At 68.0% G+C, this 24,431-nt stretch carries 22 protein-coding genes and 2 pseudogenes; 17 read left to right on the top strand and 7 right to left on the bottom strand.

The window, feature by feature from the left end; all coding sequences use genetic code 11:
* Positions 1 to 50 precede the first annotated feature (50 nt).
* A complete protein-coding gene (locus ADBZ9K_RS01435; protein ID WP_526618007.1) occupies positions 51 to 830 on the bottom strand; it encodes an SDR family NAD(P)-dependent oxidoreductase in 780 nt (259 codons plus the stop codon).
* Positions 831 to 840: 10 nt separating this feature from the next.
* Positions 841 to 1,644, bottom strand: a pseudogene (locus tag ADBZ9K_RS01440) (SDR family NAD(P)-dependent oxidoreductase).
* A 79-nt stretch (positions 1,645 to 1,723) separates the two neighbouring features.
* On the opposite strand from ADBZ9K_RS01440, the gene ADBZ9K_RS01445 reads away from it, so the two are divergent.
* Complete coding sequence (locus ADBZ9K_RS01445) at positions 1,724 to 2,716, top strand: RNA polymerase subunit sigma-70 (RefSeq protein ID WP_526618008.1); 993 nt, start codon at positions 1,724 to 1,726, stop codon at positions 2,714 to 2,716.
* 7 nt (positions 2,717 to 2,723) lie between these two features.
* Here ADBZ9K_RS01445 and ADBZ9K_RS01450 read toward each other — a convergent pair whose 3' ends face one another.
* Positions 2,724 to 3,434 carry a GAF and ANTAR domain-containing protein gene (locus ADBZ9K_RS01450; RefSeq protein ID WP_526618010.1) on the bottom strand — a complete coding sequence of 237 codons (711 nt, stop codon included), beginning with the start codon at positions 3,432 to 3,434 and terminating at the stop codon, positions 2,724 to 2,726.
* A 179-nt stretch (positions 3,435 to 3,613) separates the two neighbouring features.
* Between ADBZ9K_RS01450 and ADBZ9K_RS01455 the strand changes: the two genes are divergently transcribed.
* Positions 3,614 to 4,693 carry a hypothetical protein gene (locus ADBZ9K_RS01455; RefSeq protein ID WP_526618011.1) on the top strand — a complete coding sequence of 360 codons (1,080 nt, stop codon included), beginning with the start codon at positions 3,614 to 3,616 and terminating at the stop codon, positions 4,691 to 4,693.
* Here ADBZ9K_RS01455 and ADBZ9K_RS01460 read toward each other — a convergent pair.
* Positions 4,665 to 5,162, bottom strand: a complete 498-nt coding sequence (locus ADBZ9K_RS01460) for a DUF1990 domain-containing protein (RefSeq protein ID WP_526618012.1) — start codon at positions 5,160 to 5,162, stop codon at positions 4,665 to 4,667. The two genes, ADBZ9K_RS01455 and ADBZ9K_RS01460, sit on opposite strands and share 29 nt — an antisense overlap.
* An 82-nt stretch (positions 5,163 to 5,244) precedes the next feature.
* Here ADBZ9K_RS01460 and ADBZ9K_RS01465 point away from each other — a divergent pair, with 82 nt between their 5' ends.
* The 11 genes and pseudogenes from ADBZ9K_RS01465 (at position 5,245) to pdxT (ending at position 15,540) form a co-directional block, all read left to right on the top strand.
* Positions 5,245 to 5,880: a PaaI family thioesterase gene (locus ADBZ9K_RS01465; protein ID WP_526618228.1), complete on the top strand. Its 636-nt coding sequence runs from the start codon at positions 5,245 to 5,247 to the stop codon at positions 5,878 to 5,880.
* A complete protein-coding gene (locus tag ADBZ9K_RS01470) occupies positions 5,877 to 6,290 on the top strand; it encodes a TIGR02611 family protein (protein WP_526618013.1) in 414 nt (137 codons plus the stop codon). Before ADBZ9K_RS01465 ends, ADBZ9K_RS01470 begins: the two co-directional genes overlap by 4 nt.
* Before the next feature lie 108 nt (positions 6,291 to 6,398).
* Complete coding sequence (gene thrS, locus ADBZ9K_RS01475) at positions 6,399 to 8,459, top strand: threonine--tRNA ligase (protein ID WP_526618014.1); 2,061 nt, start codon at positions 6,399 to 6,401, stop codon at positions 8,457 to 8,459.
* Positions 8,452 to 9,006: an ATP adenylyltransferase gene (locus tag ADBZ9K_RS01480; RefSeq protein ID WP_526618015.1), complete on the top strand. Its 555-nt coding sequence runs from the start codon at positions 8,452 to 8,454 to the stop codon at positions 9,004 to 9,006. The genes thrS and ADBZ9K_RS01480 overlap by 8 nt, the downstream gene beginning before the upstream one ends.
* On the top strand, positions 9,003 to 9,683 hold the full coding sequence (pgsA, locus tag ADBZ9K_RS01485) for a phosphatidylinositol phosphate synthase (protein WP_526618229.1): 681 nt from the start codon (positions 9,003 to 9,005) through the stop codon (positions 9,681 to 9,683). Before ADBZ9K_RS01480 ends, pgsA begins: the two co-directional genes overlap by 4 nt.
* Positions 9,680 to 10,636 (top strand): phosphatidylinositol mannoside acyltransferase, encoded by a 957-nt coding sequence (locus tag ADBZ9K_RS01490; RefSeq protein WP_526618017.1) that lies wholly within the window; start codon positions 9,680 to 9,682, stop codon positions 10,634 to 10,636. Before pgsA ends, ADBZ9K_RS01490 begins: the two co-directional genes overlap by 4 nt.
* A pseudogene (locus tag ADBZ9K_RS01495) lies at positions 10,636 to 11,754 on the top strand (glycosyltransferase family 4 protein); the annotation flags it as partial. The gene ADBZ9K_RS01490 and the pseudogene ADBZ9K_RS01495, both read left to right, overlap by 1 nt.
* A 149-nt stretch (positions 11,755 to 11,903) precedes the next feature.
* Positions 11,904 to 13,001 (top strand): NUDIX hydrolase, encoded by a 1,098-nt coding sequence (locus ADBZ9K_RS01500; protein ID WP_526618018.1) that lies wholly within the window; start codon positions 11,904 to 11,906, stop codon positions 12,999 to 13,001.
* Between the two features lie 152 nt (positions 13,002 to 13,153).
* Positions 13,154 to 14,032, top strand: a complete 879-nt coding sequence (gene pdxS / locus ADBZ9K_RS01505) for a pyridoxal 5'-phosphate synthase lyase subunit PdxS (protein WP_526618230.1) — start codon at positions 13,154 to 13,156, stop codon at positions 14,030 to 14,032.
* Between the two features lie 72 nt (positions 14,033 to 14,104).
* Entirely contained in the window at positions 14,105 to 14,950 is an 846-nt protein-coding gene (gene tesB, locus ADBZ9K_RS01510) for an acyl-CoA thioesterase II (RefSeq protein ID WP_526618019.1), read from the top strand.
* On the top strand, positions 14,947 to 15,540 hold the full coding sequence (gene pdxT, locus ADBZ9K_RS01515) for a pyridoxal 5'-phosphate synthase glutaminase subunit PdxT (protein WP_526618021.1): 594 nt from the start codon (positions 14,947 to 14,949) through the stop codon (positions 15,538 to 15,540). Before tesB ends, pdxT begins: the two co-directional genes overlap by 4 nt.
* Positions 15,541 to 15,583: 43 nt before the next feature.
* On the opposite strand, the gene ADBZ9K_RS01520 is transcribed toward pdxT, so the two are convergent.
* Entirely contained in the window at positions 15,584 to 16,690 is a 1,107-nt protein-coding gene (locus ADBZ9K_RS01520; protein WP_526618022.1) for an FAD-dependent oxidoreductase, read from the bottom strand.
* Between the two features lie 72 nt (positions 16,691 to 16,762).
* On the opposite strand from ADBZ9K_RS01520, the gene ADBZ9K_RS01525 reads away from it, so the two are divergent.
* A complete protein-coding gene (locus tag ADBZ9K_RS01525; protein ID WP_526618023.1) occupies positions 16,763 to 17,395 on the top strand; it encodes a TetR/AcrR family transcriptional regulator in 633 nt (210 codons plus the stop codon).
* Positions 17,396 to 17,641: 246 nt separating this feature from the next.
* On the opposite strand, the gene ADBZ9K_RS01530 is transcribed toward ADBZ9K_RS01525, so the two are convergent.
* Positions 17,642 to 19,399 carry a CocE/NonD family hydrolase gene (locus tag ADBZ9K_RS01530; RefSeq protein WP_526618024.1) on the bottom strand — a complete coding sequence of 586 codons (1,758 nt, stop codon included), beginning with the start codon at positions 19,397 to 19,399 and terminating at the stop codon, positions 17,642 to 17,644.
* A gap of 97 nt (positions 19,400 to 19,496) precedes the next feature.
* Here ADBZ9K_RS01530 and ADBZ9K_RS01535 point away from each other — a divergent pair, with 97 nt between their 5' ends.
* The 3 genes from ADBZ9K_RS01535 to ADBZ9K_RS01545 all read left to right on the top strand — a co-directional run bounded on the left by ADBZ9K_RS01535 (position 19,497) and on the right by ADBZ9K_RS01545 (position 22,430).
* Positions 19,497 to 20,111: a TetR/AcrR family transcriptional regulator gene (locus ADBZ9K_RS01535; protein ID WP_526618026.1), complete on the top strand. Its 615-nt coding sequence runs from the start codon at positions 19,497 to 19,499 to the stop codon at positions 20,109 to 20,111.
* 133 nt (positions 20,112 to 20,244) lie between these two features.
* Complete coding sequence (locus ADBZ9K_RS01540) at positions 20,245 to 21,585, top strand: LLM class flavin-dependent oxidoreductase (RefSeq protein ID WP_526618028.1); 1,341 nt, start codon at positions 20,245 to 20,247, stop codon at positions 21,583 to 21,585.
* 92 nt (positions 21,586 to 21,677) lie between these two features.
* Positions 21,678 to 22,430: a YebC/PmpR family DNA-binding transcriptional regulator gene (locus ADBZ9K_RS01545; RefSeq protein ID WP_526618030.1), complete on the top strand. Its 753-nt coding sequence runs from the start codon at positions 21,678 to 21,680 to the stop codon at positions 22,428 to 22,430.
* 2 nt (positions 22,431 to 22,432) lie between these two features.
* On the opposite strand, the gene ADBZ9K_RS01550 is transcribed toward ADBZ9K_RS01545, so the two are convergent.
* Entirely contained in the window at positions 22,433 to 24,421 is a 1,989-nt protein-coding gene (locus tag ADBZ9K_RS01550; protein WP_526618032.1) for a molybdopterin-containing oxidoreductase family protein, read from the bottom strand.
* Positions 24,422 to 24,431 lie beyond the last annotated feature (10 nt).

Genomic DNA, 24,431 nt, shown 5'->3' on the forward strand with positions numbered 1-24,431 from the left:
TGGATGCGGCCGCCGGCGACTTCGAACCAGGTCGATGTCCTCGTCGCTGGTCAGTGCCGCGAATCCACCGAGGGGGCGAGGCCGGCACCGGTCAGCACGTAGCAGGCGGCGGAGTCGGCGGGATCGACCTTCACCAGGTCGATCATCGCCTGTCCCGCGATCTCCGGCGTGATCACCGGTCCGAGCTGCTGGATGAACGCATCCTCGGTCAGGCTGGCCTGGTGCGCGTATGCATGAATACCTGTCCGTCCGACGCCGCCGGCTGGGGTCATCCTTGGCATGACGGTGCTGAAGGTGATGCCCAGATCAGAACGCTCGGATTCCATTTGGGCGTACTGAGCGATGAATCGTTGAGTGGCCTTGGATCCGGCATAGCCTCCGCTGAGCGGAGATCCGTTCAGTGCTGCGCCGCTGCTGACGATGATGACCCTGCTGCCTGGCGGCAGCGGCTTCAGAAGAACTTCCCGCGTCCAGGTGAAGGCGATCTTCACATCGGCGTCCCAGTTGACCGAGAACGTCTCCCAGGAGTGATGCACCAGCTCACGCATCACGGGAGTGGCTCCCGCGACCAGAATCAGGGCATTTGGCTCATGCTCATCCAGTACGCGCCGCGCTGCGGCGGAGTCGGTGGCATCGGCGACGCGCGTGTGGACGTTGGGATGGCTCTTCGTCAGCTCGGCCAGCGCTGCTTCGTTGCGGGCGAGCGCGACCACCTCGGCGCCTGATTCGGCGAAGGCCGTGGCGATGCCACGCCCCAACCCGCGACTGGCTCCCACCACCGCTACCTTGAGTTCCGGCAGTTGCGTCATGTCGAATTCCTTTCTTTCCATGGCTTCTTCGCTACCCAAGCCGCGAACCGGTGAGGGCTGCGTACTGCTCTTCGAGTGCCTTGGCGGCTCCGCTTCGCCACTTCTGCGCCAGTGACTGCGACATAGGATCGGGAAAGATCTCGTCGTGTCCACTCTCGATTCCGTCGAGGATCGCACCCGCCACGAATTCCGCTGTGGCCTTCGGGATATCGAATCCCCGCGTCATGTCCGTGTCGACGGGACCGGTGAGAACCGCCTGCACGCGGACCCCGTTCGGCGCGAGCAGAGCGCGCAACGACTGGGTGAGATTGAAGGATGCGGCCTTGGAGATGGAATACGCCGGGATGAGCGGCAGTGGCGTAAGCGCGTTCAGCGACGAGTTGTTCACAATGGTCCCGCGTGAAATGAGTAGCTTCGGCAGGAAAGCCCCGACGACGTCGTAGGTGCCGAAGAAATTCACGGCGAGGTGACGTTCGATGACGGTCCGATCCGACAAATCGTCATAGGCGGCGATCCCGGCGTTGTTGATCAGAATGTCCAGCGCGCCGACTTATTCGACGGCCCGCCGAATCTGCTCCCGGTCGGTGACATCCATCGTCACCGGCCGGATCCGATCGTCGGGGTCGGTGAACGGTCGGCGTGTGGCGGCGTAGACGCACCGGGCGCCTCTACGTAGCGCTTCGTGCACCAGGGCCCGACCGATTCCCCGATTAGCACCGGTCACGAGCACCGTCTTGTCTGCAATGGGCACAGCTTCTCCTCGGTGAAACGAACAAACCTGTCGAAGAGTTAGATGCCGGGTCCGCCCCAAAGTGGGCGGTGATGTCGCGATCATTTTTGCGCCTCCCGAACGTCAATAAAGGTGGGCGCCGCGCAGGGTCGGCGACACGTGCGAGGTGAAGCGGTGACATGGCATGGCTGGAAATCTGATCGAACACGCCCGGGCCGGCGACAGCGACGCGTTCCGGGCGCTGACCGAACCGCATCGTCGCGAACTCGAGGTGCACTGCTATCGGATGCTCGGCTCGTTGCAGGACGCCGAGGACATGGTTCAGAACACCTTGTTGGCAGCCTGGCGGGCACTGGACGGCTTCGAGGAGCGGGCGTCGGTTCGCACGTGGCTCTACCGGATAGCCACCAATCAGTGCCTGAGCGCGTTGCGCTCGGGGAAGAGACGAGAGGCTGTGGAGGTCGGCATCGCTGGGACTGAGCTGCCCGAACCGACACACTACGGCGAAATCGTATGGCTCGAGCCCATTCCGGACCATCTGCTGGAGTCCGTGGATACGTCTATCCTTGGACCGGAATCGGCATACGAGCAGCAGGAGACCATTTCGCTTGCTTTTGTAACTGCGCTGCAATTACTTCCGGCGCGCCAGCGCGCGGTTCTCATCCTGCGGGATGTGCTCGGCTACCGTGCCGGCGAGGTGGCCGAGATACTCGGCGCCACGGTCGCCTCAGTGAACAGCGCGCTGAAACGGGCCCGCCAGACTGTGGGCGGTCTGAGCCGGGATTCCACTCCGCCAGAACCGAATTCGGCATCGGAGCAGGCGCTGGTCGCGGACTTTGTCCGTGCGTATCAAACTGGTGACGTTGACGCCCTGGTTGCTCTGTTGACCACGGACGTGCGGGTGTCCATGCCCCCGATCCCGCTGGAGTACCACGGCCTCGACGCTGTCGCGGGGTTCTATGCCAAGGTTTTCCGCGACCGCAGGTACACCCTCGTGCCTACCCGCGCCAACGGCCAGCCCGCGTTCGGGGCCTATATCAGAACGGGCGTCGACCCGATTCGCCGCGCCGCCGGTCTGTTGGTCCTTGATCTGGCCGGCCAGCGGATTTGCGGGCTGACCCGATTCGACAACGACGTGATGCCGCGCTTCGGACTGCCGCGGATGCTGAGCGACTAAGGCCCCGTCAGCGCCGATTCGATTGCGCGGCAGCGACGAGCTTGCCCGCCAGCTCCGCCAGCGCGACGTTGGTGTCGTGCGAGAGCTGCCGCAGCATCTCGAACGCCTGATCGGCGTCGATGGTGTAGCGCTCCATGATCATGCCTTTGGCCTGCCCGATGACGTCGCGGCTGGCCAGCGCCTCCAGGAACTGCGACTCCCGCCGCGCGGCGTCCCACACCAACGCCGAGTGGGTGGCGAACAACCACCCCAGCTGCCCCGTCCTGGCGTCGAACGCCCGGGGCCGCTCGGCGAAGACGTTCAGCGCACCCATCGGTTTTCCGCCGACAATCAGCTGGAAACCCATGATGCTGCGCACCGGGGTGGTCGCCAGCGCCTCGGCCCGGAACTTCGGCCAGCGGGGGTCGTGTTCGAGGTCCTCCACGTGAATCGTCGCGGTCTGTCGCGCCGACGACAGGCAAGGACCCTCGCCCTGGCGTCGCTGGATGTCGTCGATGCGGGCCGCCCACGGATGCGTTGCCGAGGGAACGTCCACGCCGGAGCGTCCCGAGGTCACGGTGACATTGGCATAGTCCGCGCCGGGCAACTCCGCCGCGGCCAACTCGGCCAGTTCGGCGACGATGCCTCCCTCGCTGCCGCGGCGCTCGTAGAGGCGCCGCGCGATCTCGGCGATCCGCGAGGCCGTGTCTGCGGGGCGGAATTCGTCATCGACCGACATTGCTAACCCATACCCGCCACCGCGCACGGCCCAACATCGCACGGTCGCCGTGAGGTCAGACGACCGGCCGACGGCGAGGCGGCTCGGCGTATTGCCGCAGTTCGGGTGATCATCGAGCCGCGTGGCAACTGCCACGGCGCCACCAGACGTGGCTCGACCTCGGCACGATCGGAGATCACATGGCACGGCAGGGCAGGCGCGGGCCGATCACTCGCAACGCCGTAGGTCCGACGTCGGCGGAAGCGTTCGTGATGATCGCGATCGCGACCATCCTGCTCACCCGCCTGTATCTGCGCCTCACCGGCTACCCCCAGATCGGCGGCGGTGATCTCCACATCGCGCACGCGCTCTGGGGCGGGGCGCTGATGATGCTCGCCCTGTTGACCGGCTGGATGGCACTGGGGTTCGGTGCTCGGCTCCTGACCGTGGTGATGGGCGGCATCGGTTTCGGCCTGTTCCTCGACGAGGTCGGCAAGTTCGTGACGAAGGACAACGACTACTTCTACGGCCCGGCCGCCGACATCATGTACGTCCTTGTCTGTTTGATCCTGGTCGGTGCTCGTCTGATCCGGGTGATCCGACCGCTGAGCGCGCACGAGTGCCTGGCGTCGGCCGCCTCGATCGCGGCCGACGGAGTGGCCCGCGGCCTGCCCGACCATCGCCGGCAGATCGGGCTGCGGCTCGTCGAACAGGCACGTGCTGGCGGGGCGCCGGGCGACGAGACCGATCATGTGCAGGCCCTGCTGGTTTCGGCGCAGCGGGCCAGCGACCGGCTCTACCGCCTGCAGCAGTGGGCTCCCCGGCTGATCCCCGATGTGTTCCGCAGCCCGAAATGGGTGCCGTGGGTGGGCTGGTCCTTGGTTGCGGGCGCGATATTCGGCCTGTTCTTCCGCGTCCTCGGTATTGCCCTTGGCGGCAGCTTCTACCAGGAAGAGCACGTCAAGGTGCACCTGGCCGGAAAATCACCAGGCACCATCATCTTGACGGTGAGTGCTGTGCTGACCCTGGCGATGGCACTGCCCGCGATGATCGCGCTGCGGCGCACGGCGCAGTTGTGGCCGCTGCGGTTGCTGCGCAGTGCGGCGCTGGTCTTCACCTTCCTCAACGCTCTGGTGAACTTCGCCACCGTGGGGTTCGCCGCCCTCATCACCCTGGCGATCGGTTTGTTCGGGCTGGCGATCCTGTCCTATCAGCTGGACGTCGCGATCCGGAGAGCAGCGGCGTCCGCCGCTATACCACCGACAGGTAGCGCTGGGTGATCACCCGCTGGACCAGTGCGGCCACCGGTGCCCCGATCTGACTCCACCACGTGGCCGGCTTGGAGAACGCCACCACCTCGGCGTGCACGGATTCGTCGACCGGGTTGAAGCGCACGCCGAACATCTCCTCGCCCGCGACGGCGTGACCGGGCAGGCTGCCGTACGCGAAACCGCGCCGGTTGGGTTCGTCGACGACATAGACCACCCGGCACGGCGCGGAAAACGGTCCCAGCCGGCCCAGCACCTCGGTGCCGACCTCGGCCACCTCGGTGGTGGCCACGACACGCAGACCCGCACCACGCAGCATTCCGTAACGCATGACCGCCGCTGCGGCTCGCTCGAAGCGGGGCCGTCCGCTGCCGATCGGCGAGGACAACCGCACGTGGTGGTAGCCGGTCGGTAGGTCGGCTGCCGTCGCGCCCACCTCGGTATAGGTCAACGGCCGGCCGGCCAGGTCGCTGAGCTCCACGCGTCCACCTTGCCACTGCCTACGTATTGTCGAAGTGAAGGGCTCGCAGGTGTCGGCATACGGTAATCAGGTGGCAGAGGACATGACGGTGGTCAGCGACACCGCGGCGGCGGTCCACCCGGGCGGCGGCTTCAACCCGCCCGTCCCGACGGTCAAGGGCGGCCCCGACTACGGCCGCTTCATCGACGTGGTGCGCGATCTGCAGGATCACGCGCGCGCCGTCGATGCCCCCGACGAGGTGATCACCCAGGCCGCCGACCTGCTGCAGCAGGCCTCGGCGCTGCTGGCGCCCTATGACACCGACGAGTGGACGACGCCGTCGGGCCGGCGCTCGGATTTGCCGATGCGCGGCAACATCCTCAGCGTGCCCAACCAGGTCGACCCCGGCGAGGACGGGCGACTGCGGGGCTGGGCCCGGTTCCGGCGCTTCCACCTCGGCCGCAACGGCGCGGTGCACGGCGGGATCATCGCCCACCTCTTCGACTCGGTGCTGGGCAAGACGTCGTTCATCCTGACCGGCGGGCCCTATCAGCGCACCGCCTACCTGCACGTCAACTACCGCAAGATCGTGCCGATCGAGAAGCAGCTGCAAGTCGATGCCGGGGTGATCCGCACCGACGGACGCAAGATCTTCGTCGACATCCGGCTGTGCGACGGCGACACCCTGCTGGCCGACGGGGAAGCACTGTTCGTGCTGCTGAAGGAGGGGCAGCCGTGAAGAGCTGGCTGCGCGGCTGGGCACGGCGACGCGACCGGCTGCGGGAGCGCCCGGTCGTCGACTTCACCTACCGGGTCGCGGTAGGAGTCGTCGGGCTGACCGTGCTGTTGGTCGGGATCGTCGCGATCCCGTACCCCGGTCCGGGCTGGGCGATCCTGTTCCTCGGGTTGGCGATCCTGGCCACCGAGTTCTACTGGGCGCACCGCACGTTGACGTTCACCCGCGCCCGCTACGACAGCGTCATGGCCTGGTTCCGCAGGCAGGGCTGGTGGGTGCAGGCGCTGGGCGCGGTGTTCACCGCCGCGGCGGTGGTAGCGACCCTGTGGCTGGTGGGTGCGGTGGGCTGGACGGCGGGCCTGCTGGGGTTGGAGCATCCGGCCCTGGACAGCCCCATCGGCCTCGGCGCCTGACTCGCGCCCCGATAGCATGGTCGCGACCGACCGCGAGCACGTGCGGTCGGTGATCCACCGCCGACAGGCGTCGTCGGATCCCGCCGCATCAGCCGAAAGAGGCCAGCAATGAGCGCCCCCGCACACCCCGCCCCAGCAGCCCTGATCCGGGTAGCTGCCGGGACTACCGCGGGCGCTGCGGTGCGCGACGCGGGACTGCCCGGCCGAGGCGAACCCGACGCGGTCGTCGTCGTGCGCGATGCCGAGGGCAAGTTGCGGGATCTGAGCTGGGCCCCCGACACCGACGCCGAGGTCACCCCGGTGGCTGCCAACACCGACGAGGGTCGCAGCGTGATCCGGCATTCGGCCGCCCACGTGCTGGCCCAGGCGGTGCAGGAGCTCTTCCCGCAGGCCAAGCTGGGCATCGGGCCGCCCATCACCGACGGCTTCTACTACGACTTCGATGTTCCCGAGGCGTTCACTCCCGACGATCTGGCCAAGCTGGAGAAGCGGATGCAGAAGATCGTCAAGGATGGTCAGCTATTCGCGCGGCGGGTCTACGAGTCCAAGGACCAGGCGCGCGCCGAGCTGGCCAGCGAGCCCTACAAGCTCGAGCTGGTCTCGGGAGATCTGACCAAGTCCGACGATCCTGAGGTCATGGAGGTCGGTGGCGACGAGCTGACCGCCTACGACAACCTCAATCCCCGTACTCGGGAACGGGTTTGGGGTGATCTGTGTCGCGGGCCGCACATCCCCACCACCCGCTACATTCCGGCGTTCAAGCTCACCCGCAGCTCGGCGGCCTACTGGCGCGGTGACCAGAACAACGCCAGCCTGCAACGCATCTACGGCACCGCGTGGGAGTCGCAGGAGGCACTGGACCGCCATCTCGAGCTGATCGAGGAGGCCCAACGCCGCGACCACCGCAAGCTCGGTGTCGAACTGGACCTGTTCAGCTTCCCCGACGAACTCGGATCGGGTCTGCCGGTTTTCCACCCCAAGGGCGGCATCATCCGCAAGGAGTTGGAGGACTACTCACGGCGCAAGCATGAGCGGGCCGGCTACCAGTTCGTCAACACCCCGCACATCACCAAGGAGAACCTGTACATCACCTCGGGGCACCTGGAGTGGTACGCCGACGGCATGTTCCCGCCGATGCAGATCGACGCCGAGTTCAACGAGGACGGCACCCTGCGCAAGCCCGGCCAGGACTACTACCTCAAGCCGATGAACTGCCCGATGCACCACCTGATCTATCGGTCACGCGGTCGTTCGTATCGTGAATTGCCCTTGCGGCTCTTCGAATTCGGGTCGGTGTACCGCTACGAGAAATCCGGCGTCATCCACGGTCTGACCCGGGTGCGCGGCATGACCCAGGACGACGCCCACATCTACACCACCCGCGAGCAGATGCGCGACGAGCTGACCTCACTGCTGCAGTTCGTGCTGGACCTGTTGTCCGACTACGGTCTGGACGACTTCTTCCTGGAGCTGTCCACCAAAGATCCGCAGAAATACGTCGGCTCCGACGAGGTGTGGGACGAGGCCACCGAGACCTTGCGCGAGGTGGCCGAAGCCTCCGGGTTGCATCTGGTGCCCGACCCGGGTGGCGCGGCCTTTTACGGGCCCAAGATCTCGGTGCAGGTCAAGGATGCGCTGGGCCGTAGCTGGCAGATGTCCACCATCCAGCTCGACTTCAACATGCCCGAGCGCTTCGAGCTGGAGTACACCGCCGCTGACGGCAGCCGGCAGCGGCCGGTGCTCATCCACCGCGCACTGTTCGGTTCGATCGAGCGGTTCTTCGGGGTGCTCACCGAGCATTACGCCGGTGCGTTCCCCGCGTGGCTGGCCCCGGTGCAGGTGGTCGGCATTCCGGTCTCCGACGACCACGTGCCGTATCTGAACGACGTTGCCGCCGAGCTGCGTTCGCACGGTGTCCGGGCCGACGTCGACGCCAGTGACGACCGGATGGCGAAGAAGATCGTCAACCACACCAACCAGCGGGTGCCGTTCATGCTGCTCGCGGGTGATCGCGACGTGGACGCCGGGGCGGTGAGTTTCCGGTTCGGGGACCGCAGCCAGATCAACGGTGTGCCCCGCCACCAGGCGGTCGCGACGATCCTGAAGTGGATCGCCGACCGCGAGAACGCCGTCCCTGCAGCCGAACTGGTGACGGTCGACGGTGGCTGACGAACAGCGGTCGATTGTGGATCAGGGCGTGGGCGAGCCGGATCACCTCCAGCGCCTCTGGACGCCGCACCGGATGAGCTACATCGCCGAGGTGCCCGCGCAGAAGAAGTCGTCTGAGCCGTCTCAGCCGTTCACCGACATCCCCACCCTGCCCGATGAAGAGGGCCTGGTGATCGCCCGCGGGGAACACGTCTACGCGGTCTTGAATCTCTACCCGTACAACCCGGGCCATCTGATGGTGGTGCCCTACCGGCGGGTCTCGGAATTGGAGGACCTGACCGAGGCCGAGAGCGGCGAGCTGATGGCCTTCGCGCAGAAGGCCATTCGGGTGATCAAGTCGGTGTCGCGCCCGGACGGCTTCAACGTCGGGCTCAACCTGGGCAAGTCCGCGGGCGGTTCGCTGGCCGAGCACCTGCATATGCATGTGGTGCCCCGCTGGGCCGGTGACGCCAACTTCATCACGATCGTCGGGGAGACCAAGGTCATCCCGCAGCTGTTGCGCGACACCCGCAAGCTGCTGGCCGACGAGTGGGCCGGCCAGCCGTGAGCGACTTCTACCTGATGACCCGCGCGGCGTACGCCAAACTCAGCACGCCGCTGGCCAAGGCCGCGCTGCGGGTCGGGCTGACCCCCGACATCGTGACCATCATCGGCACCGCCGGCTCGGTGCTGGCCGCGCTGACCCTGTTCCCCATCGGCGTGCTGTGGTGGGGTGCGGTCGCGGTGTTCTTCTTCGTGCTCGCCGACATGCTCGACGGCGCGATGGCGCGCCAGCGCGGCGGCGGCACCCGGTTCGGCGCGGTGCTGGACGCAACCTGTGACCGGATCAGCGACGGCGCAATCTTCTGTGGGTTGCTGTGGTGGGCGGCATTCGGATTGCACAGCTCGTCGCTGATGGTCGCCACGCTGATCTGCCTGGTCACCTCGCAGGTGATCTCCTACATCAAGGCCCGCGCCGAGGCCAGCGGCCTGGAAGGCGGCGGCGGGCTCATCGAACGCCCCGAACGGCTGATCATCGTGCTGGTCGGTGCCGGGTTCTCCGATCTGCCGTTTTTCCCGATGCCCGTCTTCCTCCCCATTGCCATGTGGCTGCTGGCGGTGCTCAGCCTGGTGACGGTGGGCCAGCGGGTGCACGCCGTGCGCCGGTCGGTGGGCGCCATGGACAAGATCGGCCCGGCCGGCTCGCCGCCCGCCGGTGACGACCAGGGGAGTGCCGGCCAGTGATCAGTACTCCCGGCCAGTTGTGGACGGCGGGCCGCAAACGACTGCCGGCCGGAGAGCACCTCAGCGACTGGGGCTATGCCACCGGTTGGCGGCTGGTGCGGGCACTTCCGGAGTTCGTGGCGCGCAACGCCTTCGACGCCGGCGCGTGGTACGCCGCTCAGGGCGGTGGTCCCGAGCAGCTGCGCAAGAACCTCTCCCGGGTGATCGGCACGACGCCCGATGAGGTGCCGGAGTCGTTGGTCCGCGCGTCGCTGGCCTCCTACGCGCGGTATTGGCGGGAGGCATTCCGGCTGCCGACGATGGATCTGGAGGCCGTCGCCCGTCGTCTCGATGAGGTCGTGATCGGTGCCGAATATGTCGACGCCGCCTACGCGGCCGGCCGGGGTGTGGTGCTGGCGCTTCCGCACAGCGGCAACTGGGACATGGCCGGTGTGTGGCTGGTCCACCACAGCGGCACGTTCACCACCGTCGCCGAACGCCTCAAACCGGAGTCGCTGTACCGCCGTTTCCTGGACTACCGGGAAAGCCTGGGCTTCGAGGTGCTTCCACTCAACGGCGGCCAACGCCCACCGATGGAGGTGCTCGCCGAGCGGCTGCGCGCCAACCGTGCGGTGTGCCTGATGGCCGAGCGTGACCTGACGAAATCCGGTGTCCAGGTTGATCTCCTGGGCGAGCCGACCCGGATGCCGGCCGGTCCGGCCAAGTTGGCGATCGAGACGGGCGCCGCGCTGATGCCCGCGCACGTCTACTACCGGGGCGAGGACTGCGTCATCGACCTGTTCCCGCCGCTGGACTGTTCCAGCGGTGACGTCACCACGATCACCCAGGCGCTGGCCGACCGGTTCGGGGCCAATATCGCGGCGCATCCCGAGGACTGGCACATGCTGCAACCACAGTGGCTGGCCGACCTGTCCGACGAGCGCCGAGCAAGGATCCAGGGGACCGGCACCTGATGCGCATCGGCATGGTCTGCCCGTACTCGTTCGACGTGCCCGGCGGGGTGCAGTCGCACGTACTGCAGCTTGCCGAGGTGATGCGCGAGCGGGGACACGAGGTGAGCGTGCTTGCTCCGGCCTCTCCCGATGTGAAGCTGCCCGACTACGTCGTGTCCGGCGGTAAGGCCGTGCCGATTCCCTACAACGGCTCGGTGGCCCGGTTGCGGTTCGGCCCGGCGACGCACCGCAAGGTCAAGAAGTGGCTGGCGCAGGGCGATTTCGACGTGCTGCACCTGCATGAGCCGAATGCGCCCAGTCTGTCGATGCTGGCGCTGCAGGCGGCCGAGGGCCCGATCGTGGCGACCTTTCACACCTCGACCACCAAGTCGTTGACGCTGAGCGTGTTTCAGGGCATCTTGCGGCCCTATCACGAGAAGATCGTCGGCCGGATCGCCGTGTCCGATCTGGCGCGGCGCTGGCAGATGGAGGCGCTGGGTTCCGACGCGGTCGAGATTCCCAATGGTGTCGACGTGGCGTCGCTGGCCGGGGCGCCGCTGCTGCCGGGCTATCCGCGGCCCGGCAAGACGGTGCTGTTCCTCGGACGCTTCGACGAGCCGCGCAAGGGCATGGCCGTGCTGCTGGGCGCGCTGCCCCGGCTGGTGGAGCGGTTCAGCGACGTCGAGATCCTGGTCGTCGGCCGCGGCGACGAGGAGGAACTGGCCGAGAAGACCGGCGAGCTGGCTGGCCATCTCAGATTCCTGGGCCAGGTCGACGACGCGGAGAAGGCGGCCGCGCTGCGCAGTGCGGACGTCTACTGCGCACCCCACACCGGCGGCGAGAGCTTCGGGATCGTGCTCGTCGAGGCGATGGCCGCCGGCACCCCGGTGGTGGCCAGTGACCTCGATGCGTTCCGGCGGGTCCTGCTCGACGGCAAGGCGGGCCTGCTGGTCCCCGTCGATGATTCCGCGGCCATGGCCGAGGCGCTCATCGAGATGCTCGACGACGCGGTGCTGCGCGAACGCTACGTCGCGGCCGCCGAGGTCGCGGTGCGCCGCTACGACTGGTCGGTGGTGGCCGACCAGATCATGCGGGTCTACGAGACGGTGGCCGGTGCCGGGGTCAAGGTCACGGTGGCCGGCTCGGCGGGCAGGAGCGAAGCGACTCGGGGAGTGGATCCGGCGGGCAGGAGCGAAGCGACTCGGGGAGTGGATCCGGCGGGCAGGAGCGAAGCGACTCGGGGAGTGGATCCGGCGGGCAGGAGCGAAGCGACTCGGGGATCGACCCAGTGAGCGGGCCGTTGTACTGGTCACTGACCGCGGTCCTGGTCCTGGTCTTGGTGTTGATCGGCGTCTGGGCCTATCAGACCGCGAACCGCCTGGACCGGCTGCACGTCCGCTACGACCTGTCGTGGCAGGCCCTGGACGGGGCGCTGGCCCGGCGCGCGGTGGTGGCCCGTGCGGTGGCCGCCGACACTTACCGCGGCCGCCCCGAAGGGCCACGGCTGGCCGCGCTGGCCGATGCCGCCGAGCGCGCCCCAAGATCGGGTCGGGAAGCGGCCGAGAACGACTTGTCGGCGGCACTGGCGTTGGTGGACCCGACGTCGATGCCGCTGGCGTTGGTCGCAGAGCTCGCCGACGCCGAGGCCCGGGTGCTGCTGGCCCGGCGCTTCCACAACGACGCCGTACGCGACACCCTCGCGTTGCGGGAACGCCGTCCGGTTCGCTGGCTGCGCCTGGGCGGCACGGCGCCGCTGCCGACCTACTTCGAGATCGCCGAGCGGGCGTCACGAGCCGCCGGGCCGGCGACGTGGGACACCGCAGCCACCGACGTGGTCACCGCGGACTCGGCGCCGGCCGGCGAGACCGGACCCGTCGACCGGCGCACTTCGGCGCGGGTGCTGTTGCTCGACGACCAGGGCGCGGTGCTGCTCCTGTGCGGGTCCGACCCTGCGGTCACCCACGCCGTCGCGCCGCGCTGGTGGTTCACCGTCGGCGGGCAGGCCCTGCCCGGGGAGCGCCTGGTGGACGCCGCCGTCCGGGAGATCGCCGAGGAGACCGGACTGCGGGTGGACCCCACCGAACTGGTCGGACCGGTGTGGCGGCGTGACTCGGTGATCGACTTCAACGACACCGTGATTGCCAGCCAGGAGTTCTACTTCGTGCACCGCACGACGCGCTTCGAGCCGACGACGGTCGGGCGCACTCAACTGGAATTGCGGTACATTCACGGCCACCGATGGTGCGATTCCGCCACGATCGCATCGCTGGCCGCGGGTGGGGAGACGGTCTATCCGCTGCAGCTTGGCGAGTTGCTGGCGGAGGCGAACCTGCTGGCTGACGGACGTGGCGGCGAGCCTGCGACGGAGTTGCAGCCGATCCGCTGAACGGCGTTCGACCCCGGTCGTTTCGCCTCAGCCCGGCGGTGGAGATATTCAGTTTGAGGTCGCCCTTTAGACTGGATCCGTATCAATCGAAGGGACCGACAGTGGAAACCGGAGCTTCTGCTTCTGAACTCAACGGCTCGGGCAGCTCCGCGCTGACCGGCACGGCCCGGGTCAAGCGCGGCATGGCCGAAATGCTCAAGGGCGGCGTCATCATGGACGTCGTCACTCCCGAGCAAGCCCGGATCGCCGAGGGCGCCGGAGCAGTGGCCGTCATGGCCCTCGAGCGTGTCCCCGCCGACATCCGCGCCCAGGGCGGCGTGGCCCGGATGAGCGACCCCGATCTGATCGAGGGCATCATCGAGGCGGTCACCATCCCGGTGATGGCCAAGGCCCGCATCGGGCACTTCGTGGAGGCGCAGATCCTGCAGAGCCTCGGTGTCGACTACATCGACGAGTCCGAGGTGCTCACCCCGGCCGACTACACCCACCACATCGACAAGTGGAAGTTCACCGTCCCGTTCGTCTGCGGCGCCACCAACCTCGGCGAGGCCCTGCGCCGCATCACCGAGGGCGCGGCGATGATCCGCTCCAAGGGTGAGGCCGGCACCGGGGACGTCTCCAACGCCACCACCCACATGCGGTCGATCGGCGCTGAGATCCGCCGCCTGTCGTCGTTGTCGGAGGACGAACTCTACGTCGCCGCCAAGGAACTGCAGGCCCCCTATGACCTCGTCGTCGAGGTGGCCCGGGCCGGCAAGCTGCCGGTCACGCTGTTCACCGCGGGCGGCATCGCCACCCCGGCCGACGCCGCGATGATGATGCAGCTCGGTGCCGAGGGTGTGTTCGTCGGCTCCGGGATCTTCAAGTCCGGCGACCCCGCCCTGCGGGCGGCCGCCATCGTCAAGGCGACCACCTTCTACGACGACCCCGACGTTTTGGCGCGGGTGTCGCGAGGGCTGGGTGAGCCCATGGTCGGAATCAACGTTGAGGAGATCGCGGAGCCGCACCGACTCGCACAGCGCGGCTGGTAACGAGCGATTTGGGCGCGCTTATCGCCGCTGAGCGGCGATAAGCGCGCCCAAATCCCCGACGAACAGAGACGAATGGCGATCGAAGAGATCCTCGACCTGGAACAGCTCGAGGTCAACATCTACCGCGGTGGGGTATTCAGCCCCGAGTCCGGCTTCCTGCAGCGCACCTTCGGTGGACATGTCGCCGGCCAGTCGTTGGTGTCGGCGGTGCGCACGGTGGACCCGAAATTCCAGGTGCACTCCCTGCACGGCTATTTCTTGCGCCCCGGGGACGCGACCAAACCCACCGTCTACATCGTCGAGCGGCTGCGTGACGGCGGGTCGTTCGTCACCCGCCGCGTCAACGCAGTCCAGCATGGCGAGAGCATCTTCTCGATGTCGGCGTCGTTCCAGACCGACCAGAGCGGCATCGAACACCAGGACGAGATGCCGGCGGCGCCGCCACCGGACAACCTGCCCGGTTTCACCGCCAAGGGTGGGGTCTTCGACGACGCGGGTTTTTCCCAGTTCGCCGAATGGGACGTCCGCATCGTCCCGCGCGATCAGGTGGCCCGCCTGCCGGGTAAGGCTTCGCAACAGCAGGTGTGGTTCAAGCACCGGGATCCGCTGCCCGACGATCATGTGCTGCACATCTGCGCGCTGGCCTATATGAGTGACTTGACCCTGCTGGGCTCGGCGCAGGTCAACCACCCCGAGGAACGCAAACACCTGATGGTGGCCTCGCTGGATCACGCGATGTGGTTCATGCGGCCCTTCCGCGCCGACGAGTGGCTGCTCTACGACCAGTCCTCGCCGTCGGCGTGCGGTGGGCGCGCGCTGACCCAGGGCCGGATCTTCAACCGTTACGGCGAGATGGTGGCGGCGGTCATGCAGGAGGGGCTGACCCGCTACCAGCGCGGCTACCCCGCGGCGCAGTGACCGCGCGGGTAGGGGTGCTCGCCCTGCAGGGCGACACCCGCGAGCATCTTGCCGCACTGCGCGAGGCGGGAGCAGAGGCTTCCACCGTGCGCCGCCTCGGCGAACTCGACGCCGTCGACGCGCTGGTCATCCCGGGCGGGGAGTCCACGACGATGAGTCACCTGCTGCGGGCCTTCGACCTGCTCGAGCCGCTGCGTGACCGCCTGGCGGGCGGGATGCCGGCCTACGGTTCATGTGCCGGGATGATCCTGCTGGCCAGCGAGATCCTGGATGCCGGTGCTCCCGGCCGCGAGGCAGTGCCGTTGCGCGGGATCGATATGACCGTGCGCCGCAATGCGTTTGGCCGTCAGGTTGACTCCTTCGAAGGCGATATCGCCTTCGAAGGTCTCGACGGTCCCGCGCATGCCGTCTTCATCCGGGCGCCGTGGGTCGAGCGGGTGGGGCCCGACGTGCAGGTGCTGGCCCGCGCCGGGGACCACATCGTCGCGGTGCGCCAGGGCTCGGTGCTGGCTACCGCATTTCATCCGGAGATGACCGGTGACCGGCGGGTGCACAAGTTCTTCGTCGACATCGTGACGGGGACCGCCTGACCCGCTCAGCGCCGGCAACGCCAGGCCCGGCTGGGTGAATCCCTCACCGAATCAGCGCGTTCAACCGACTGTTGCGGGCGCCGATCTCCTGCGCAGTCGCGGGCACCAACAGGTCGCCGCCCGGTCCCGCGGTCCCCTGCGCGTACGTGACGTGCGGGAGCTGCTCACGCTCGTACTGATCGAACGCCGCGGCAACATCGTCGGGGTGATTGCGCAGGGCCTCCGCGAGAAGCCAGGCGCCGGTGATGGCCAGGCTGGTGCCACGGCCAGACAGCGGAGACGCGCAGTACGCGGAATCCCCGACCAGCACGACGCGGTTCTGGTGCCACCTCGGCATGTGGAGTTGGCTGACCGAGTCGAAGTAGAGCTCGGGGTCGGCGACCGCTGCCTCGAGTAGGTCGGGGATCTTCCACTCGTCGTGGCCCGCGAAAGCATCGACCAGAATCTGCTTCTGGGCGGCCAGGTCGTGGTAGTCGTAGTCGATCCATGGCGAGCGGAATATGAACACCGCCAACGCTTTATCGCGATACGCTGCGATACCTGCCATGCGCCCAGGGGTGTTGTACATCGGATTACGGCGGTCAGGCCGGGCGTAGTTGGGTAGGGCGGCGAGCGCCACATAGAAGCCGAGATGCCGGATGAACCGACTCTCCGGGCCGAAGACCAGACCGCGGGTGGCCGAGTGCATGCCGTCGGCCCCGACCACGATGTCGTATCGCTGCCGTTGACCCGAGGCGAATCGCACATCCACGCCGTCGCCGTCGTCGTGAAGTTCGGCGATGGATTCGCCGAACGTCACCGGTGTCGCCGGGTCGAGGGCGCCGCGCAGAACCCGGGCGAGATCCTCGCGCGGAATCTCAGTGTCGTCGGGGCAGTCGTTGACCTCCGAGTCCGGCATCTCGGCGCGCGTTTCACCGCGGGCGTCCACGAACTGGATTCGCTCACTCATGTCCACCCGGTGGGAGCGGATGGCGTCGAGCACTCCCATCTTGTCCGCGACCGCGAGTGCCTCGCCACGGATGTCGATCGGCGATCCATTGACTCGAAGATGGTCCGCCCGTTCGACGATGGTGACGTCGTGGCCGGCCGCGCCCAGGGTGATGCCGGTGCTCAGGCCGGCCATGCCGGCTCCAGAAACCAGAATGTGCATTTCGAGATCGAACCCTCCGTTAGGATACAAACCGTCTCTTAAGGACCGTAGCCCCGATATTTAGGAAACGCAATGCCTCTTAATGAAGGTGTGCCGCCGCAACGCCGCCGCGGCGAGGTGCTGGAGAAAGCGCTGCTGGACGCGGCGTGGGCGGAGCTGACCGAGACCGGATACGACGACCTCACCATTGACGCGGTCGCAACGCGCGCCGGAACCAGCCGCGCCGTGTTGTATCGCCGGTGGCCCACCAAGAGGGATTTGGTGCTGGCGACCCTGCTGGACCACGTGAAATCCGATGCTGTCCCGACGCCGAACACCGGGTCGTTACGCGATGATGTCGTCGCACTGCTGAAGGCGGCGAACGAACTTCGGTTGCGGATGGCCATCTTGGTCTTCAGTCGACTCGGCGGGTTCTATCGCGATGCCGACACCAACCTGGCCGAACTCGCTGCCGTCGTCGAGGGCGGTCGTGTCACCGTTCTCGACGACATCATCGAGCGGGCCGTTGCGCGCGGCGAAATCAAACCGGGCCAGATCAGTGCGCGGGTGGCGCGGGTACCGGTCGAGCTGTTCCGCTACGAGCTGATGATGCGACTGCGGCCCGTGCCCGACGATGTGCTCGAAGGGATCGTCGACGACGTGTTCCTGCCGCTGGTCAACATGGGCGCTTCCGGTAAGGACGGCCCGCGCAAGAGCGGCGAGTAGAACTGTCGATTGACATTCAACTCCCGTCAATGTTGGCTGTCCCGCTGCGCCGAGAGTCGTGGCCATACTTGACCTCTCGGCGCGCGGTGCGACGGTGGGAGGTCGTGTGATGTCACGCAGCTGGTTGGTTCGGCGGATTCGTCACGCGTTGGGCAACCACGGCGCCGCCCGCCCCGCGGTGGGTGCGTGGCGCCCGGCGCAGCCGGCCGAATTGGCGCTCCGGCCGATCAATTGGTGGCGTGCGCTCTAGCCTGTCAGCACCGGCAGTACCAGCCGCGACGATGACGACACGGTGTTGAGGCTGCTGGTGCCCACACTGGCGTGGCGGAAGTTCATGATCGCCGGTGTGTCCGGATTCTGATCGTCGCTGGTGATCGTCAGCGCGATCCGATGTCCGGCGGCGAAGCGCCGGGCGTTGGGCACCAACGGAATTCGGTACTCGACCGGCTCGCCGACGGGCACCGCGACCGGATTGCGGCAGGGCAGCACCGGCGCGCCGGGCCGGCTGGCCACCTGGTCGACCTCACGCAGGCTGGCGCGCAGCCATCCGCCGGTTACTGCCTCGGTGCTCCCGTCGGGCGCGACGTCGGACAACGTGACGATCCATGCGGTGTCTGCGGCAGTAGCGCTGGCGATCAGGCGCAGTTCGATGTCGCCGACGACGTCCAGCGCCTCCGAGAGTGGGTCGCTGGTCCATGTCAGCGACGGTGGGGGATCGATCGAGCTGGGCTTGGCGCGCCCCAGCCCGGCGCCCAGTGCCATGAATTCTCTTGTGCCCGTGGCGCCTTCGTCGGCGTCGAGCGTCGCGTCGGCACGCAGGGCAAGCTCGCGATGGCCGCCGGCCGGCGGCCAGGAGTCGGCGGTGCGCCACTCGTCGGTTCCGGGCAGGACGTAGCGGACCGCCGGGCCGTCGAGGATCCCGGTGTCGCGGCCCTTGAGCCAGTGGTCGTACCAGGCCAGCGCCTCGATGTGCAGGCTCTCCCACGGCCAGGTGAGGCCGTATTCGCCGAGCATCCCCATCCGCACGGCCGGGCTGTTGGCCAGCGCGGCGAAGGCGGTGAACGTGGACGGTAGGTGTAGCGGCGCGTTCTGCCAGTCACAGCCCAGATAGACCGGGACGTCGACGTTCCCGAGCAGCGGCAGCAGATTGCGCTCGTCCCACCAGTCGTCGCGGGTGGGGTGTTTGACCGCTGCGTCGAGCCACAGCTCGTCCCATGGATGCGGGTCATGCGGCAACTTCAGCAGGCCGTGCATCATCGTCACGGCCGCCTCACCGTTCATCGTGGCGAACTTGTGGTGCACGGGTGCGGTGTTGAGCACCCAGCGCGCCGCGCCCAGCGGCCGGCTGCGCCAGAACTCGTCGCTGCGGGCGGCGGTGAGCCCCAACATCGACAGGAACGGTGTCACGAACGAGGCGCTGAACAAGCCGTGGTGTACGGCGGCTTCGTAGAGGTCGGCGGTGACAGCCACCGGGAAGATGGCCTTCAGGTGCGGCGGCCGTTCGACCGCGGCCTCCAGCTGGGTCATCGCGAAATAGCTGATGCCGATCATGCCGACGTTGCCGTCGCACCAGGGCTGGGCGGCGACCCACTCGACGAGGTCGTACATGTCGCGGCGCTCCTGGGCGTCGAAGAACCCGAAGGTGCCGTCGGATCCGCCGGTGCCGCGCAGGTTGGCGATGACGTGGACGTAGCCGCGCGGCACCCAGAAGTCCGTTGCGCCGGCCTCGATGAAGCCGGCCGGCGCGCCGAGGTCCTGGATCTGGCGCGGGTAGGGCGAGGCGGCAATCAGCGCGGGGAAGCGCGCCCCCTCGGCGGCAAGGCCGGCGGGGCGGTGCACGTCGGCGAGCAGTCTCACGCCGTCGCGCATCGGGACGGCGGCGTTGTTGTCGCTGGTGATGCGGTGGTCGGGGCTGCTCAGGTTGCGGTACTGCCGACCGGTGGTCTGTGGGCCGTTGAGTCTGCGCTGTCCGGGCTCGGTGCCCGAGACCGATGTCGACGCCATGTCGCACTCCTTGTTTTTCACACCTTGTTGAAACTAGTTTCACGCTACGATGAAACTCACTTCACCGCAAGGTGCCATTCGACGGGAAGGTGGATTCGTGGCGAACAGGTCGACAACGCCGGGCCCCCGCGACGAACGCGGGGTGCTGGCCGCCCGAATCCTGGACGCCGCGCGCGGCGAGTTCGCCCAGCACGGCGCGGCCGGAACCACCATCAGGGCAGTGGCCCGCGCCGCCGACGTGGACCCGGCGCTGGTCTATCACTACTTCGGCTCCAAGGAGGGGCTCCTCGACGCGGCGACCGCACCGCCGCAGCGGTGGCTGGAGACGGTCGCGGAGACCTGGAATGTGCCGCGCGAACAACTGGCCCGTCGGCTGCTGCAGAACGTCATGAACGCCTGGGCCGACGAGCAGATCGGACCCACCCTGCGGGCCATTGTGCTCACCGCCGCGCACGAGCCGACCACGCGCGAGAAGCTGCGCGCGGTCGTCGAGCACAGCCTGATCGGCGGCTCCACGCTCGATGAGGACGACGCCGAGCGGCTCACGCGCAGTGGGCTAATCGCCACGCAACTGCTCGGCTTCGCGCTGGTGCGCTACGTGTGGAAGATCGAGCCCGTCGCCTCGATGAGCGAGGACGAGGTGCTGGCGGCGATGACCCCGGTGCTGCAGCACTACATCGACGACGACCTCGGGCCGGTGTCGGCGCCCTAGGCGGCAGGCCACTTTTGTCCAGCGTGATCCATTCTCGTCGTGAGTCACCCACCAGGGGGTGTACCGGTCGCGTTGGCGGGCAGCGGTTCTCGCCCAGCGTCGACGCTATGGCTCCGGCGCTATCGTGACCGCCATGGCTCGTCAGCTGCGCCTCAACGCCTTCATCCACGACATCGGCCACCACGAGGCGGCCTGGCGACTGCCGGAATCCGACCCGCTGGGCACCACCGACGTCGACCACTACATCCGGGTCGCGCGCATCGCCGAAGAGGCCGGATTCGACTCGATCTTCTTCGCCGACAACGTCAATCTGCACGGCGACCCGCACTACCGTCCGGTCGGAATCCTCGAGCCGACCACGCTGCTGGCGGCGCTGGCCGTCAGCACCAGCCGGATCGGGTTGATTGCCACGGCATCCACCAGCTACTCCGAACCCTTCGACCTGGCCCGCCGGTTCTCCTCGCTTGATCACATCAGCCACGGGCGCATCGGCTGGAACATCGTGACCTCGGCCGGCGACGACGCGGCACGCAATTTCGGCCGCGACGGCCAGGCGTTGCACCGCGACCGCTATGAGCGCGCCGAGGATTTCCTGGTCGCCGCCACGGCGCTGTGGGACAGCTGGGCCGACGACGCCCGGGTAGCCGACAAGGCCAGCGGGGTGTTCGCCGACCCGGACCGGATCCGCCCGGCCGACCACCACGGGCCCTACTTCGACGTCGCCGGACCGCTGAACATCCCGCGCTCACCGCAGGGTTATCCGGTGCTGGTCCAGGCGGGTTCGTCGGTGGATGGCCGGCTCTTCGCGGCGCGCTGGGCCGAGGCCGTCTTCACCGCGCAGCGAACCCTGGCCGACGGACAAGACTTCTATGCCGACCTCAAACAGCGGACCGTCGCCGCGGGACGCCGCGCCGAGGACATCCTGATCCTGCCGGGCATCGTGCCCTTCCTGGGATCCACCGAGGACGAGGCCCGCCGCCGCGAACAGGATTTCGAAGACCGGATCGTGCCCGCCTACGGGCTGCATCAGCTGTCGAGCTTCTTCGGGGTGGACCTGTCCGGCGCCGACCTGGACGGCCCGCTGCCGCCGGTCCCGGCCGAGGACGACATCGAGGGGTTCAAGAGCCGAGCGACGCTGGTGGCCGAGCTGGCCCGCCGCGAACACCTCAGCGTCCGGCAGCTGATCGGCAAGCTCGGTGGTGGGCGCGGGCACCGCAGCTTCACCGGAACCCCCGAACAGCTGGCCGACGACCTGCAGGAGTGGTTCACCCACGGCGCCGCGGACGGCTTCAATGTCATGCCTCCGGCGCTGCCCGGTGACCTGACGACCTTCGTCGAGCAGGTGCTGCCGATCCTGCGTCGGCGCGGCCTGATCGGGGACGGCTACGAGGGAGTGACGCTGCGTGAGCACTACGGACTGGCCCGGCCCGCCGACCGGTTCGACCGGCCTGCGCTCGCCGCGGCAAACACGTGAGGGCACGTCGGGGGCCTCGCTGACGGGGCTGCTGGGCGCGGGCCAGTAGACTCGTCGGGTTACGGCAGGACGGAAAAGCAGAGAAGGACCCGATGAGCGGCCATTCCAAGTGGGCTACGACCAAACACCAGAAGGCCGTCAAGGACGCGCGCCGCGGCAAGGAATTCGCCCGGCTGATCAAGAACATCGAGGTCGCAGCGCGGACCGGTGGTGGTGATCCCGGTGGTAACCCCACCCTGTACGACGCCATCCAGAAGGCCAAGAAGACCTCGGTCCCCAACGACAACATCGAGCGGGCCCGCAAGCGTGGCGCCGGTGAAGAAGCCGGCGGTGCCGACTGGCAGACGATCATGTACGAGGGTTACGGGCCCAACGGCGTCGCGGTGCTCATCGAGTGCCTGACCGACAACCGCAACCGGGCCGCCGGCGAGGTCCGGGTCGCGATGACCCGCAACGGCGGCAACATGGCTGACCCCGGCTCGGTGTCCTACCTGTTCTCCCGCAAGGGCGTGGTGACGTTGGAGAAGAACGGCCTGTCCGAGGACGACGTCCTGCTGGCGGTGCTGGAGGCCGGTGCCGAGGAGGTCAATGATCTTGGCGAGAGCTTCGAGGTCATCTCCGAACCGACCGATCTGGTGGCCGTGCGCACCGCACTGCAGGACGCCGGCATCGACTACGACTCCGCCGAGGCCGGTTTCCAGGCGTCGGTGACGGTTCCGCTGGACGCTGACGGCGCTCGTAAGATCATGAAGCTCGTCGACGCGCTCGAGGACAGCGACGACGTGCAGGACGTGTACACCAACGCCGACATCTCCGACGAGGTCCTGGCCCAGCTCGAGGAGTGAGCTCAGGCCGGGTGCAGGCTGACCGGCACAGCGGAGTAGCGCGTCATCCCGGTCGCCGGGTCCAGATCGTCCTTGCTGGTTAGCAGGTTGACGTTGGCACCGGCGTGCGCGTGTGGCACCGACACCACGCCGCGCCGCACCGACGGGTCCAGTTTCGCCACGCCGGTGAGTTGGCCGTGCTCGGTGCGCACCACCAACGCCTGGCCGTCGGCGATCCCGGCGGCCGCCGCGTCGTCGGGGTGCAGCAGCACCTCGGGCTTCTCGCCGAGGTAATCCAATTGTGCGTTGAGCCTTCGCATCTGGCGCCGCGGCACCAGCACCGGGCCGGCCGGGTGGCGAAGGCCGTGCAGCTGGTCGACGAGGACGCGCGGCGCCAGCCGCCAGCCGCCCAGCCGCTCGACGTGGCGCTGCACCCACGGGGCGGGCAGCTCCCGCTCGGCTTCGGCCCAGCCCGCGGCGATCAGGTCGTCATACCCGGTGCGGCCGCCGGCGTTGAGGGTGGCCAGCATCTGTTCGTCGCTGAGCGTGGTGTCGGCCACGTCATGGCCAAGCCGCTTGCCGATCTCGGCGAGCACCCACCACATCGAGCGGCGCTGACCGACGGGAGCGGTCACCGCGGGGGTGTGCTGGGCGGAGATCCGCGTGCTCATGAAATCCCACAGGGTGACGTCGGGCCGCTCGAGCTGGCCCTTGGTCGGCAGCACGTGGGTCGATGCCGCAGTCGTCTCGGTCGGCAGGATCTCGGTGGTGGCCAGCACGTCGAGCTTGCCCAGCGCCGGACGCAAGATGTCGGTTGCGGGGAACCCGGTCAGCAGGCTGCCGCCGAGATTGAGCAACGCACGGATGTTGCCCGCCTCGATCTCGTCGGCAAGTGTGCCGCACGGCCATTCCCGCAGAAATGACGAGGTTTCGGGCCGGCTGCGCGGTCCAGGCCTCGACTTGCCTTCCGGCGGTGCGATCGGCAGCTCGAACCCCTCGAGCTGGTAAGCGTAGCCGGGGTGGAACCACATGCCAGCGGGCTGGTTCATCGAGTCGGTCAGGATCAGCAGAGCCCACGAAAGCCATTGGGTCACATTGGCGCTCGCCGACATGGTGACGCCGGTACCGGTGTCGATCGCGATCCGGCCGGCCTGACGCACAGCGGCGAGGAGGTCCTCGAGAACGGCCGGTTCGATGTCGGCGACCGCCGCGGCGTGCTGCGTGGTGAAAGGCTGGACCGCCGCGGCCAGTTCGGCGACGTCGCGTACTGGCAGGTCGGTGCGGATGCCGTCCCGCATTATTTCGCGCACCAGGAACGCCAGCACCGCGTAGTCGGTGCCCGGCCGCGGCGCGACGTGATGGGTGGCCAGCCGGGCCGTCTCGGTGTGACGGGGGTCGAGCACCCAGACCTGTGCGCGTCTGGCCAGATCGCGCAGTACGCCGCGCGGATTGGGCATGCCGACGGTATGGCCATGGGAGACAACAGGATTACTGCCGATCAGCATGACCAGTTTGGCGTCTGAGTAGTCCGGCCGCCCGGTCAGCGCCGCCGAGCCGCCCATCAACTCCGCGACCAGGGCCTTGGCCGTGCCGTCGATGGTCAGGGGGCTGAACTTCGCCGGTGTGCCGATCGCCCGGTGCAGCGCCTCGGCGGTGCGGTAGCCGACGGCATCCATCCCGATGCCGGTGCCGAAGTTGATGGCCACCGCGGCGGGCCCATGTTCGGCGATGATCTCGCGCAGCCGGCCGCCGAGGTCGTCGAGGCAGGCCTCCCAGGTCGACTCGGTCAGGCGGCCGTCGACAGCCAGCATCGGGTGCTCGAGCCGATCCGGATGGTGGTGGATCAGCGGCAGCGCGCGGCCTTTCGGACACGTATAGCCGCCAGAGAACGGATGCTCGCCGTCGCCGTGAACGGCCACCACCTGATCGCCGTCGAGGTCGACGACGATCCCGCACACCGACGGGCAGACCCGGCAGAAACTGCGCACTGAACGCACGCCGCCCGCGACCATGACGAAGACC

This window comes from Mycobacterium sp., assembly GCF_965229265.1.
Lineage (GTDB): Bacteria > Actinomycetota > Actinomycetes > Mycobacteriales > Mycobacteriaceae > Mycobacterium.

What these genes read in the sequence shown, in the direction of transcription:
- ADBZ9K_RS01545 (WP_526618030.1), top strand. Translation starts at nt 21,678, where the DNA reads ATGAGCGGCCATTCCAAGTGGGCTACGACCAAACACCAGAAGGCCGTC.
- ADBZ9K_RS01435 (WP_526618007.1), bottom strand. Translation starts at nt 830, where the DNA reads ATGGAAAGAAAGGAATTCGACATGACGCAACTGCCGGAACTCAAGGTA.
- ADBZ9K_RS01520 (WP_526618022.1), bottom strand. Translation starts at nt 16,690, where the DNA reads ATGCACATTCTGGTTTCTGGAGCCGGCATGGCCGGCCTGAGCACCGGC.
- thrS (WP_526618014.1), top strand. Translation starts at nt 6,399, where the DNA reads ATGAGCGCCCCCGCACACCCCGCCCCAGCAGCCCTGATCCGGGTAGCT.
- ADBZ9K_RS01540 (WP_526618028.1), top strand. Translation starts at nt 20,245, where the DNA reads ATGGCTCGTCAGCTGCGCCTCAACGCCTTCATCCACGACATCGGCCAC.
- ADBZ9K_RS01550 (WP_526618032.1), bottom strand. Translation starts at nt 24,421, where the DNA reads ATGGTCGCGGGCGGCGTGCGTTCAGTGCGCAGTTTCTGCCGGGTCTGC.
- ADBZ9K_RS01530 (WP_526618024.1), bottom strand. Translation starts at nt 19,399, where the DNA reads ATGGCGTCGACATCGGTCTCGGGCACCGAGCCCGGACAGCGCAGACTC.
- ADBZ9K_RS01525 (WP_526618023.1), top strand. Translation starts at nt 16,763, where the DNA reads ATGCCTCTTAATGAAGGTGTGCCGCCGCAACGCCGCCGCGGCGAGGTG.
- ADBZ9K_RS01445 (WP_526618008.1), top strand. Translation starts at nt 1,724, where the DNA reads ATGGCTGGAAATCTGATCGAACACGCCCGGGCCGGCGACAGCGACGCG.
- ADBZ9K_RS01465 (WP_526618228.1), top strand. Translation starts at nt 5,245, where the DNA reads ATGACGGTGGTCAGCGACACCGCGGCGGCGGTCCACCCGGGCGGCGGC.
- ADBZ9K_RS01455 (WP_526618011.1), top strand. Translation starts at nt 3,614, where the DNA reads ATGGCACGGCAGGGCAGGCGCGGGCCGATCACTCGCAACGCCGTAGGT.
- tesB (WP_526618019.1), top strand. Translation starts at nt 14,105, where the DNA reads ATGGCGATCGAAGAGATCCTCGACCTGGAACAGCTCGAGGTCAACATC.
- ADBZ9K_RS01450 (WP_526618010.1), bottom strand. Translation starts at nt 3,434, where the DNA reads ATGTCGGTCGATGACGAATTCCGCCCCGCAGACACGGCCTCGCGGATC.